General features: G+C 44.2%; 8 protein-coding genes and 1 pseudogene. All 9 read right to left on the bottom strand.

What is annotated here, in order from left to right:
* Positions 1 to 264 precede the first annotated feature (264 nt).
* Positions 265 to 579: pseudogene (locus BLS69_RS06850) on the bottom strand (RDD family protein).
* Positions 580 to 887: 308 nt separating this feature from the next.
* Positions 888 to 1,076 carry a hypothetical protein gene (locus tag BLS69_RS31855; RefSeq protein ID WP_143023558.1) on the bottom strand — a complete coding sequence of 63 codons (189 nt, stop codon included), beginning with the start codon at positions 1,074 to 1,076 and terminating at the stop codon, positions 888 to 890.
* 435 nt (positions 1,077 to 1,511) lie between these two features.
* Complete coding sequence (locus BLS69_RS06840) at positions 1,512 to 2,390, bottom strand: ABC transporter ATP-binding protein (RefSeq protein ID WP_256332246.1); 879 nt, start codon at positions 2,388 to 2,390, stop codon at positions 1,512 to 1,514.
* 284 nt (positions 2,391 to 2,674) lie between these two features.
* A complete protein-coding gene (locus tag BLS69_RS06830; RefSeq protein WP_091029684.1) occupies positions 2,675 to 5,182 on the bottom strand; it encodes a WG repeat-containing protein in 2,508 nt (835 codons plus the stop codon).
* 174 nt (positions 5,183 to 5,356) lie between these two features.
* Complete coding sequence (locus BLS69_RS06825; protein ID WP_091029682.1) at positions 5,357 to 6,763, bottom strand: DUF4179 domain-containing protein; 1,407 nt, start codon at positions 6,761 to 6,763, stop codon at positions 5,357 to 5,359.
* A gap of 13 nt (positions 6,764 to 6,776) precedes the next feature.
* On the bottom strand, positions 6,777 to 7,319 hold the full coding sequence (locus tag BLS69_RS06820) for a sigma-70 family RNA polymerase sigma factor (protein WP_091029680.1): 543 nt from the start codon (positions 7,317 to 7,319) through the stop codon (positions 6,777 to 6,779).
* 225 nt (positions 7,320 to 7,544) lie between these two features.
* Positions 7,545 to 7,823, bottom strand: a complete 279-nt coding sequence (locus BLS69_RS06815; protein WP_091029678.1) for a hypothetical protein — start codon at positions 7,821 to 7,823, stop codon at positions 7,545 to 7,547.
* On the bottom strand, positions 7,810 to 9,642 hold the full coding sequence (locus tag BLS69_RS06810) for a hypothetical protein (RefSeq protein ID WP_091029675.1): 1,833 nt from the start codon (positions 9,640 to 9,642) through the stop codon (positions 7,810 to 7,812). Before BLS69_RS06810 ends, BLS69_RS06815 begins: the two co-directional genes overlap by 14 nt.
* Before the next feature lie 4 nt (positions 9,643 to 9,646).
* Positions 9,647 to 13,204, bottom strand: coding sequence for a DUF4132 domain-containing protein (locus BLS69_RS06805; protein WP_091029673.1), 3,558 nt, complete (start codon positions 13,202 to 13,204; stop codon positions 9,647 to 9,649).

The following is a 13,204-nucleotide window of genomic DNA, read 5'->3' as shown; positions in this document are numbered from 1 at the left end:
GAGGGCACTGTAGCGATATTCGCAAAAGATGAAATGACATGTTGATTTCGTCAGAACAAAATGATCATTTAGCCAAAACGATAGACGAATTCTTTATATAATCAACTGCAATGCCTTGAATTTGCTGTGTTGGCGCGGGTTTGTGACTGTACTTCTGAGATCACAAAAAACAGACCATGAACACTGTTCATAGTCTGTAACGTGGGAGATATAATTGGGTTGGGATATAACGAATATATTGCCCCAGGGCTTACCTTCTCCTTTTTAGTCCCAAACGACTTCGGTACCTGCGATAAAATCATGTATTGCACGTTTGTCTTCTCGTACAGCAACCATGATGACACTTACAATGAAACCAATGCCAAAAGTTATAAAATACAAAAGTCCAACAACTCTCGTAGTAACATTGTACCCAGCCTTGGTGATTCATGTGAATCGTATTTCCGAATCCGAATCCCGCAGATGCGCTTACCGATTGTTCGACCATATCAACCCTGCAATAATTATTAAAGGAAATGTGATAATAATGCCATCCAACAATCCTGCCCCGAATCTGATCCAAAAACCTGCTTTATACAAAAAAATTTTCCTCCAAACTACGTTTTTAAACTAAACGGCTAATTTACTACCTGAGCTCCCTTCATAAAATATCTAACTCTATGTACGCAAATCAGGTAGTATATCAGAAAATTTTACTTATTCACGATATAACTCCTATTTCTTTTCACTTGTACCCTTTGTAAATTTTATAACAAACTATCGAATTAACTTAGTTCATGTTCATTACTTACTCTTACATAATCCTTTCTAATATTGTATTTAGCTTCTGAGTCTCCAATGAAAACACCATAATAATTATGTAAACCAAAAGAGCTACTCAACATTTGTTAAGTAGCTTTCTGTTCGTTCTGCATCTGCCCTCTTCGCCAAATCTTATTCTCCACAATGGCATAGACTAAACCGGCGATGGCAAATATCCATATCGATGTCATTCGGTTCAGATGGTATCCATTCACGAAATATGGATTGTACATGAGATCAAAAACCCACAGCCCGCCCCATCCAAACCCAACCATGTAGATGAAAATCCTCACCATAGGAGAACACACATATTTCCGCAGCAACCATGAGATCGGGCTTATAATAACAACATAAAAAGCGATTAAATAGTGACCGAATCCCAGGATGAGCGACAATATATATATCAAGCCCCCTAAATTACGTAAACCGTAATACTCTGTCGTTGTAATATGGTACCCTTCAACCCTGTCAAGAACGATGAGTGCTGTAAAGAAGATCCCGATAAATATAAATGCTAACACCATGTACCGTTAAACCGCGTTCACCAACATCAGATCACCCCAATGTCTAAACGCAGCCAGAGCCGCTCAAGTTACATGATTTCGAACAAATTACACAATTACAGATAGGCCTCCGTTAGGTTCTGTTAAAAGTTAAAGTTAATCCATCATGAATTGCTATAATTGAACATTACCTTTGCCCTTCCAGAATCATCGTACCCAGGCGGTCCATAAGCTCCATTCTTCCCATCGCTGTCCACTCGACAGCAGAATACCCACCGGAACGATGAAGGTAAACAACGAGATCATGATTACAAAAAACAGCCCGTAGGATGTTTTACACAAATCTGTTATTATCAACGAAATATCCCGATAACGCGTCACCGCCTGTTTAAACGTCAGAAACGAATCAGCTGTAATCCCAAATACTTTCACCGCTGGCATACCTCTCACGTATTCAACACCCGTCGCATTCATCTCTTCAACAGAAAGCTGAAAATCACGATAAGCCTGACGGCCGCGTTCACTGCGAAAGATACGACTTTGCAACCAGAACCCGATTCCGATCGGAACCAACAGCGTCAGCGCCATACGATAATCGAGCCAGAATAAATATCCCAGCAACATCACTTGAATCACGATCGCACTCACCAGATCCGGCAACTGATGGGCGATAAACTTCTCAATTTTCTCCACACTGACTTCAATGATTTTTTTCAGCTCACCGCTTGCCGCCCGGGTGTGATACCCCATCGGTACTTTGGCAACATGCTCAGCAAGTCTAACTCTGAGCTGGTACAAAATGTTGAACGCAGCGATGTGTGAGCACATCCCCCCGATATAGAGCGCAACAAGCCCTGCAATCAGGGCTACGAATGCGACGATCCCCCAATAGATCAACAGATCTTTGTCCATGGCAGATAGTTGGCTCGTATGCGTTAGCAGTTCCTCGACGATCTTATACACTCCGACAAAAGGAACAATCTGCAACAGTCTCGAAAGGGTCGAGAAGATACTTGCTGTAATCAGCAGACCTTTACGCTCCTTCGTCACTTGCATTAACCCGGACACTTCAGATGTGTTGTTCATCTCATAATCATTCTCAATATAGTGCAGTGCTATATACGCACATTAATATCTCACAGGTACGCGGGCAACCGCTACCCCAATCCGGAGCAAAAATACCTCAATACGGATTATAAGTGAATCTAATTCTCTGGAGATACTCTCGCATGTAGAAGATAAACTTGATCCTTTCATCCTGCCACAAGCTGCTTAGTCGTTGTCTGTTTTTCCAGCTTATTAAATAAAAAGAGAAGCCATATTGGACATATGGCCTCATACTCTGAATCTGTTCGATTGTAAGAAGACACTCACTCATGAAAAGCTCTCCAGAACGAACCTTCTGTATTAATGATATCCTTGATCTGAACAAACGGAATTGTAAACGTTGGAAACCCTGCCGCATAGGGCGCGATGTCATATGGATTGAAGTAGAGATGCAGAGCATCCGCTGTGACATAAAACGGCTGATCCGCACTAATCCCCGTATAGGTGTCCGGAAACACATACGAGTATTGAGGATCATTTTTGATCTGATCCCCCACAATCTGGCTTAACACTTTTACGTAGTCACTATCCGGTTTAAATAAATCCTTCAGCTCATACAACTGACCATTCGTCAGATTAATGATCGCATAGATCATCGTAGGCATACCATGCGCTGCACCTGCCGGGTAGTTATAACCTGTGAGTTGCAGTTGCAGCAATTGCTGCTGATAGAACGTAATATCAAAATCCCCTGTATACGTGTAATCCAGCTGTTGATCAGCAGGAATCGGTTTAACCTGGGAGAGTTGCTTCAACTTGGCATTCAGTGCAAGCTGCTCCGCTTGGTTCGTCAATCCCTCCACCTGCGGATAATATACGAGATAGTCCCTGTTTGGTTTGTACTTCACTTCGCGTACACGGTACGGTGGATGAAGCGGAACGATTGTATTTTGCCGCCAGATGATCTGTCCGGCCCGATTCACATAAGATAAGCGCTGGTCTAGATAGGCCTTAATCAGATCTGGTGCCACGACCTCCAGCGTACCCGAACCTTCTACATGCGGATACCCAGCGGCAGGTCTTCCACTCAGATCCAGCAGATAGGTTTGTCTTCCGTCCGATGCGGAAGCAAGGCCGTTTTTGTAATTACCTACTTCGCGATATAGGAACTCCGTAAGTCTTCTGCCATTGGTATCTGCAATCGCGTATACAGAGCCAATGTAAGGCTGCTCCGGATTAATTGCTTGCCCCAGCGCATAACGATGTTCGCCTAGTTCGCGGATGTCATTATACGAGGGTTGAATAACAAATGATCCTTGCGTGTTAATGACACCATAGATCGATTTGTAGTCCTCCGCTGTATTGACAATCGCTTGCCCGCCGCTAAAAGGAAATGCCGATGAAAATTTGGGCTGAATGCGAATATTACCCCGTTCGTCGATGTACCCATATTTGCCCGAGGTTTCTTTTTGAAAAGCAAGCAGTCCATCCCCCAGTGGTCCCACATAGGCATATGGATACGTTGCGAGCCGATGTCCATTGCGATTAATGAGCGCATATTCATTGTCCTTAATCTGCACAACCGCTTTGCCATCTTGAAAATCATTCGCAGAAGCGAACTGTGCAGGTATCACCTCATTGCCCGATGCATCCAGATAACCATACCGACTCACCGATCCATCTGCCTGACCAGGATTAGAATCGTAAAATAATGCTCGACCGTCGTTCATATTTGAGATATACGGGTACGCCCGTTTGGTCAGAACCGTACCTTGTTCATTAATCATCTTAAATCCTTGAGAATCAATGGTTATCGCCCGTTCTTCGGAAAAGGAGTTGATGGAATCGTATACAGGTTGAACGACATACTGCCCCTGAAGGTTAATAACGCCGGCACGACCATCCTTCACAACCACAGCCAATCCATTGGGCTGAAACTCTTGCGCGTCATCCAGTACCGGCTCAAGCCGAATGTGGCCTTGGGCATCCATATACCCCCAACGCGTCCCACTCGTAGTTCGAACGGAGATTGGATATAACCATGTCGTTACCCGGGCATGGCTTATAGGGACCATCGCCTGCTTTATTTTCTTTTCCAGCTCCTGTAGTACCTCTCTGGAAGGATACGCTTCCGGGAAACTGAGTGCCTTCTGAACTGAAGCAAGTGCTGCCGGATACTGGCCCGCATGGTACTGAGCATCCGCAAGGTAATACCAGTAAAAGATATAATCAGGATATTGCTGGGTTAGTTGCTCGTAATATTGCACCACTTTTGGATAATAGGTTGCATATACGTCCGGTGCAGGAACCCATTTCCCATTCTGCCATCGGATAATCTCCACACGATATGCTTCACCTGTGTCATGTATCCAGAGTGCAATCTCCACTTTCCCATCTCGACCATGCGGACCAGGCATATCTATAATCTCTGCATAGCTATAGTATAGATCGTCAGGCGCCAAATCTTTGAGCCCTGATTCCGTCCACTCATATACGGCAAGCTTAGACCAAATAGAACCAATCCGCCAACCGATAATGAGATTGTTCCTTGCCGTTGAAGTTACAGGGGCAGCAGTCATTAAAGTCACCCCATACCCCAATCCCTTAATTAGTGCCATCTTGATCCAGTGTCCTTGAACAAATTTCAGAATGAGCAAATACAGCTCACCGTTCAACTGATAGACTGCAGCAATCTCCGGCATACCGTCACCGGTAAGATCTGCCGCATAGATCGCTGGATGTTGAACAGGTTTATCAATATTGACGACCGTTGCACCAGCCGGAATATGTTGATTCACAATCTGCGTTAACAGCGGTTCGCTCATGGACATATCAGTTTCCTCCCTTATGACCGCATTCGCCTAATGGTATGCGTCATAAATCGGGATATGACATGTAATTCATTTTATATAAGTTGAACTAAAGAATATTCACACTTACCACTACGATGACAGAACAACCTTCTGATTGCACTTATCCCCCGATTCTTTGATTCACTTTTTATATTATCTATCTTGCAAAGTTACTTTCTCTCCATTGATTAGCAGGTAGCTCACATCATTCACCGGAATGGTCTTAGGGGATATCCACTTAATGAGATCCTGATCCAGCTGGAGGAAACCGGATGCGCCAGAAAACTTTGTACCATCCTTCAGGTGAACTTCAATACCCAAGTCCTCCACCCGAATCTTGCTCAGTGCCTCACCTGTAAGCGTGACGCCAACTGCGGAAAGGGTTACATTTGCCCGTGAGGCTCCATTTGCATCAAGCTGAACGTTTCCTGTTTTGCTCAAACCATTTTCACTCAAGTTAAAGGTCGTTTTCCAATTTCCCTTTACAACTTCACTAATACTCGTAAAACTGCCTTGAAGTCTCAGCTTATCTAAATCGTCAACAGCAGACAGATCATACACAAACTCCTCATAATCTCCTCCATACCCGACCCCATCTTTCATATAATGTCCATAGCTAACGGAATATTCAGGTATATCGCGCTTTCGACCTTGCTCATCGGTGAAGTAGAAGTATCCATGATTATACTCGCCAATCTCATTATCCGGATTAATCTGAATGTGTAACTTGCCATCCACAAAACCCATATTGGAAATATGCATCCAATCAATACCCTCAACAGGGATATTCGTTACATCCTGATGCAATACCGGAATTGGATCAGTATCCAATTGAATATCGGTTTTACCTCCCAAGCCACTTATACGATCTTGATCCAGAATATCATAGCTATTGATTTTTTTTTCTTGTAACAACTTCTCCCAGTCCACCTGTACGTTGTAACCATCTTGAAGGGTTGTACCCGACATCAGCGTATTAATCTGAACTGTAATTCGATTTTTGCTGACTTTTCCTTGAATAAGGAATCGGACAATAGCCGTTTTGTTAGCATCATCATAATGAATAATCTGAGCGTTGTTTGCATTACCACCGGTTACCCTGTAATCATATACATCCATTGTATCGTCAATGCGATGACCCGTCAGATCGGATAATGAAACATAGATTTCCGTTGTATCTCCGTCCCTGACAGCACCTATAACCTCCATTCGAATCCCTTGATCTTCACTCACCTGGTGAACAGGCTGAAGAATGCCAATCCGATCTGCACCTATAAAATGAAGAACAGTAGACAGATCAATGATCCCAACTGATGCAGCTGCCCCTGTAACCAGACATAACGATAACGCAGCGGTTACAGGAATATAGATGGCTTTGCGATACCTTTTTCTTTTATTCATGGACTTCTTGGTCTGTGCGGATGGATATAATACAGGTGGATAAAATGATGAATCTGATCTCGTAACGGTTGGTGGTTCATTCAGCGCCAATTTATCATAGAACAACTTTTTAATATTAAAGAGGTTCTGCTCAGTGAATTCTTTCTCGGATTTTCGCATTTGATCGCCTCCTTTATTTCCTGTTCATCCACCATGTCCTCAATCGTTGCCTGGAGCGATAAAGCTTGTTATGGACTTGCCTAACGTGTAGGGACAATGCTTCTGATATCTCATGTGGTCTCTGTCCTTCGTAAAACCGACGTTTCATAATCTCCCGTTCCGGTTCTGGAAAAGATTCAATCATTTGATTAAGTTCCGTATACATCTCTTTACTGATCACCTGAACCAACAAATCCTCCGTTTGCACCGAATGAATCTCCTCTTCATATGTAAGTTCAGTTCTTCGATTGAGTTTCCGGTAGCGATCAATCGCTTTATGTTTTGTGATTGTTGCAAGGTAATTTTTCAGGCTACTTCGCCCAGATTGGAACGCATCCGGATTTTGCCAAAAAGCAAAAAATGTATCTGCTACGCATTCTTCAATCTCTTCTGTCGATGCATGATGTAGGATGGAATAAGCAATCTTCCATAACAAGCCTGCGTAGTGATTCATCACCCATTCCATGGCCTCAGGATCACGATTCGCTACTGCCTTCCGTATCTGTTCTTCTTCCACGATTATGTATCCCTCCCTTCCATACTCATCTGAATCACGAATGCTCGTGTTGATCCGTGCTCCCTACCTATATTCGTTTGGTAGATGACATTTACTTACTCCACGATAAAAAAAGATTTGCAGTGACCTTATGGCCTTCTGCAAATCTTCTTATATTCTATACTACCATCTTATTTGTTACATCATATCGCTCTCATAGGCCTTCGCTTGGAATACTAACCAATATCAAGCCTCTTTTTGCACACTGAGCTGTACATATTGGGTGAGACGACAATACTGAAATAACAGCAACTCTTCATTACCTTGTCCAAGAGCCACGCTACGCCCTTCCTTGATGAGGTGATTCAACAACTCATCGAGGAAACTCATCTGCAACCGCAAGGATTCCGCTGCAAGCTGCTCAAGTACCTCAATATCCCGGGTCGTAAACTGAGATAACCCGCGCAGGAGCAACTCTTCTGACCAGCCGTTAATTCTCTGCATAAACTGATTATATTCTTCCAAGTCTGCCCATCCTTCCATTACCGATATCCAGTTTCAGACTGAGCACCGTTTGACCCTTCAGGAAACTGATTGGGCTAATCCGTTTTGGTTCCACACGCACAAAGGCATAGAAGTGTTCAAGTGATTGGGAACCATATCCTGACTCCAGTCTTTGGATCATCGTCTGCCAGTCTGTTGAATACGGGAGAGTGAGTGCCAATCGTTCTCCTTCGATACTCTCAACCGTCAGGACAAGCTCCTGTGTTTGTTTGACAAAGTTATGGTCCACGATTCGAGCAACTTTAATCACAGCCAATCGTTCTTTGGGAGCAGCAAACAAGTCGAATGTTCGCGATTCCTCTTGAAGTACAGACGTTACATTTTGCATGATTTTGCCCAGATTCAACGTTTCCACACCCGTTCGTGGCAAAATCGCAAGCTTGGCACCTTCGCCGGAAGAGATCCGGCGTTCTTCATTCACTTTAACGGAATGGAATTGAACTTCTTCACCCACGAACTGGCGAAAGGTCAGATTAGGCAGCCATGGTGTGAATGCACCATAATGCTCTGTATATGAGAACTGCTGATCATCGTAATATACAGCACGTACATCGCTATAGGTGTAGATTTCCTCATCATCGAAACAATAGAAATAATAGGTGATTCCACGGAAACCGGATCGTGTCTCCCACGCGTCAGCTCCCAGTCCATACAGATGAAGTGAAGGCACCGTATAGTATTTACTTCGAAAACTGCCAATGAGCTGACTCTGCTGAATGGCAGACACCTTTTCTTCTTCAAGAACCTGGAGTGCAAGATACAGCTTGCTTACCCGATCCAACATGGATTGCATGGAGAAACGTATATGTCTGTTGAAAAACAACTGTAGTTCTCCTTGAATCCCTCGTAAACTGCGTTCTATGTCAGGCAGGTTGCCACTATGAGCTGCAATTGCCAAAGTCTCCAGTTGTGCCATAAAGGACTGAGGAAGGCGGGCCAGTCCCGTCTTCAACAATCCTGCCAGCATAACCCGACATTCCTGTACTGTCTGAAGAGTGAACTTGGCTTCGTACACCCGTCCACTTAATGCATCCCTATCATCTAGGCCTTTTAGGTTCCGATACCGTAATAACGCTTCAAGCTTGGCCATTTTCCCAGCAGTCTGTTGCACCTTACATAGTGCTTTTGCAAGGTTCGGTTCCTCAGTAAAAGACACCTCGATATTCTGGGTGGTCAGATGAACCGTAAGAAGTGAATCTTCAATGATCTTAATTCCCTCTGGGTATCTCAATCGGAAAACAACTTCCTCAATCATGGAAGAACTATACGATTTAATTAACACGGGAAGGTCAGACTCCGTCAACCAGCGGAAGCGAGACTCGATCTCACGTGACACCGTATGCGGAATTTCGCTTGGATCGTCCACATTTGATACTAAGTTTGATGCTGATTCTGTTACTGATACGTTTTTTGGTACGTCCAACGGATCATTATCCGATATCCCTGAGTCCTTATCCAGCGCATGCTTCTCGTCTGCATTCATTGAATCCTCTGCCGTATATTCCCGTTGATCATACAGAATTGCAATCAGCACATGCTTGCAGATATGATCGGCCGGGCAGGAGCATTCCCAATGATCCAGTGTATCTTCAAGCGTACAGTGTGTCCCGTCACTTAACTGGCAACTCACAGATGATTCATTCCATGTGTACGTTACACTTACACCATTGTCCAACTCTTTCAAAGACCTTTTGTACAACCCCTTGTTGGCATACCGAATCAAATAATCCTCCGTACACAGCTTCGAAAAAATCCGGAATTTTTCCTTGAATCCACTCACGTCATCAACGCCCCGTTGCTCTCAGAATGTCGTAGATCGTTTCACTGAACACGCGACCTGGAACGTTGCCTAGAGCAATGGGTTTGTTGTCACCATAGTAATAATATTGCTTGTTATTCGGTTTGAAGAAATGAAGGGATTCCAGGGTAATGTCATCTAATCCCTCGTAATACGTGATGCTCGTACCGCTGAATTGCAATTCCGCAACAAGATCTCCGTACTCTTTATAAAATTCATGATACCAGCCGCCGTCCTGAGCCGGTCCTTTGATCCAACCGTATTTCTCCAGTGCTTTGGGGAAAGCCGTTGGTGAAAAGTCAGACTCGGGCAGATGATCGTATTCATTCTTCATCTTGTCCTCATCTTCTGGCTGGTAAATCTCACGATTCAATTGCTCAAATGGCTGCTTGATCTCGTAATCCTCCAACTGCGTTGTCCAACCTTCAAGCGTTGCCTGATCCAATTCCAGCGGGTGTATAAGTCCCACTTGTGCACCTGAAAGCAGATCAACCTCATCTTCATCCACAGAATTGAAGGTGCCATCCTCCATATAACGGAATGTGCTGATCAGAGCGCCATCCTCATACGTTCCCCAGATCAGACCAACAGCAAATTTCTGCATGATTACATTTTGTACAAACAATGCTTTCCACTCATCGGCAGACCACAGACGTTGCTTGGACAATGACTCTTCCAGACGCTGCGCCTGAATGTTAACCATGGATTTGAGATCTTTTTTCAGCTGTGTGAAACGTGCCCTGGACTGCGCTGCCAATTCAGGATCATCTTTCTGTGCAGGAGCAGGCAGACTCTTCACGGATTTGCCCGTTTCTTCATTGAGTACAACGACTTGTAAGTCTCCATTTACCTTAATCAGGAAGGAACGTTCTCCGTAACTCAGCTGCATGGTTCCTTTTTCATCAAAACCAAGCGTGGTGACTAACCGATCCTCCAATTGTTCCGGGGTAAGTCCCATATTATCCGCTGCAAGCTGCAACGCTTCTTCAGCAGCACCTTTCACCTGACGGTTCTTCACACCACGTTTAATCTTGTCAATCGCCATTAGAGCAGATGGATCTTTCAGATAAGCGAGCACTTTTACAGCATCTGCTGCAATCGCGCCGCGGCTGTTTTCTGTCCATTCCTTAATTTGCGGAGTCAGAATATTCACAATCTGAATATCGCCAAAGAGTGCTGAAACATACATCACCCACTTTTCTTTCGCGGGGGCACCTTCTTGAATCCAGACCTGAATCAATTCACTTGCAAAACGAGCGAGCGATGCCTCACTTACGTAATCCCGTAATTCATTCAACCGTTCATTAGGACCGGATGTATGATCCAATGATTGGACCAAAGCATACTGTTTAATCCGGTCATCTAAAGGCTGATTGTCTTCAATACGTATCAGTGAAGGGAGATCTTTCAAGGACAACCAGCTCAGTCTCGACAACTTTTTGGCATCCGCCTGATCAGCGAGTGCAGCATGGGCATACTCTGGACTTAGATCTGCGGTATCCAGCAGAATTTGGATCAAACTCTTCCACTCATCGGACTTCTCTTTCTTCAAAAGCTCACCATACAGCTCCTTGCTGTTTTCCAGACTGCGGATTGCGGTCAGAGCCATCTCTTTGATTCCCACTTTTTTCTCGGAGAGGTATACGAGCGTATACAAGTCCTGATCAGGAATTCGATTGAATTCCGCTAACGCCACGCCGTTGGCCTTCTTGGACGAATCCTGCAATCCGGCACGAATCGCTTCAGCCAATATTTTCTTCGATAACTCATCACGCTGTTCAAAGGTTATCTCCAGAATTAAAATGCGCGTATCCGTTGGCAGTTTCTTGTACTGTGTCAGTGCATAGTCCAGATTCTGCTGAATGATTCGGCGGTATTCGTCATGCGGCATGGATTTGTATCTATAGTCGGTCATGCCATTGAGTGAGATCAGGCTGGTTAGCAATTTCTCACGTTGCACCTCAGGATCTTGCCCATAACGTTGAAGCAGCTGCTCTCCACTAAACGCGTATGAATTGTACATGTCCGAGATAATATCCAGTGTCCAATCGGGATGAGTGGTCAGGATTGCGAACCTGCGCATTGCCTCCGAGTCCAAGGGCAGAAAACTAATACTGATGAGGTTGTGAACACGCTTCTTATCCCGATTCAGTTGATTAAACAACCCACGACTATTCGGGTCCTCCCAATATTCCTCCAGGGTGTTTTCCCCACCTAAGTATCTTGCAATCGCAAGTCCTTGACGTCCCCCGTCCAAAGGATGCCGAAGAGCGTTAAATACCGCTTGCTCCAGTGAGCCCTCCGCATTAGGCAATGTCATTCCTTGATCCTCCATGAATTTCTGAATGCAGAGTTTCAGGAATGGCGGTTTTATAATCTCGTATGCTCGAATCGCTTGTTCAGGACGATTCGCGATCGCGGATTGTAGCATGTTCCAAGATACCGTGTACGAATTAAGCTCGTCCCGCAACATTTCAACCAACTGATAAGGCTCATCCAGAGGCACAAGTCCAGCAAGCAGATCATTTGGACTTTTTGCTCTAGGGTCCATACTCAGCAAGTAACGGCGAACTTCAAGTGGATAAATCTCATGTAATTGATGTATTGTGTGAAGCAAAACATGTCCAATCTCACTATTCGTATCAAGGAACCGTTGTTTACCCCCACTAATGTTAATCAGGTACAACAAGGCACCACTCACAAGTACCATCGTTTGATGGAATACTGTGTTTGAACATTGCTCTTTTGAAGAGAAAGACGTATTGGGATACAGTTCAGCTATGAGCTGACTACGCTTCTCCTTGAGGAATTCATCTTTCAATTCTTGGGAAGATCCGTTATGTTTTCCTTGAATATTACTGACCACTACAGGTTCAATCAACGTATGTAGCTCATCCCGCAACTTATCTGCATCATTAGCCATTACATGTTGAAACAACACTGGTAACGATTGAACAGAAGATTGAACCTCTGCAAGATGAGAAGCCGTGTCACTTACTCTTGAATATAGTTGCAGCAGCATTAATGCATTAATTACATCCCGGTAATCCCCTTGACTGTCCGCTTTTTTGGAATCAAAAAGCCACTGGGCACGCTTTAATTTACTCTTTAATTCAGTCAAAATTTCGTTCTCGCCTGCAAACTGTTTGATCTTCTCCAACCGGGACAACAATCCATCCATGCGATCAGCGCTCTTGCTCTTCCCGCTTAATCCGTAGGCTTCGGAGTCATTTCCCATACAGACAGTAAAGGCATCCGTTCTCCATGAACTTCTTTTGGAATAATTGGATTCCAGATATATCACAATAGCCCCTGCACGGTAAAAGATATCTCCATCGTCTTTTTTAGCGAGCTTCATGAGCAGATCAATCGTTTGATACACATAATGACTCGAATTTCCCATCATATCCGGGAACTTGTCTGTCGTTCCCAAGACATAATCAATAATTTCGGAGCTTCGATCTGTTTTTAATGAGTACTCGTTTGAACAGGTTACTGCGAATTTCTCCACCAAAGTTTCAACTGCACGGTCTGCGGTAAGCAT

The sequence above is a fragment of the Paenibacillus sp. CF095 genome (assembly GCF_900101225.1).
GTDB lineage: Bacteria > Bacillota > Bacilli > Paenibacillales > Paenibacillaceae > Paenibacillus.
The sequence above is the reverse complement of the archived record's forward strand: the minus strand, read 5'-3'. Positions and strand labels throughout refer to the sequence as shown.

Excerpts from the sequence above, each read along its gene's own strand:
- BLS69_RS31855 (WP_143023558.1), bottom strand. The coding sequence starts at position 1,076 with ATGGTTGGGTTTGGATGGGGCGGGCTGTGGGTTTTTGATCTCATGTAC.
- BLS69_RS06840 (WP_256332246.1), bottom strand. The coding sequence starts at position 2,390 with ATGAACAACACATCTGAAGTGTCCGGGTTAATGCAAGTGACGAAGGAG.
- BLS69_RS06830 (WP_091029684.1), bottom strand. The coding sequence starts at position 5,182 with ATGTCCATGAGCGAACCGCTGTTAACGCAGATTGTGAATCAACATATT.
- BLS69_RS06825 (WP_091029682.1), bottom strand. The coding sequence starts at position 6,763 with ATGCGAAAATCCGAGAAAGAATTCACTGAGCAGAACCTCTTTAATATT.
- BLS69_RS06805 (WP_091029673.1), bottom strand. The coding sequence starts at position 13,204 with ATGCTTACCGCAGACCGTGCAGTTGAAACTTTGGTGGAGAAATTCGCA.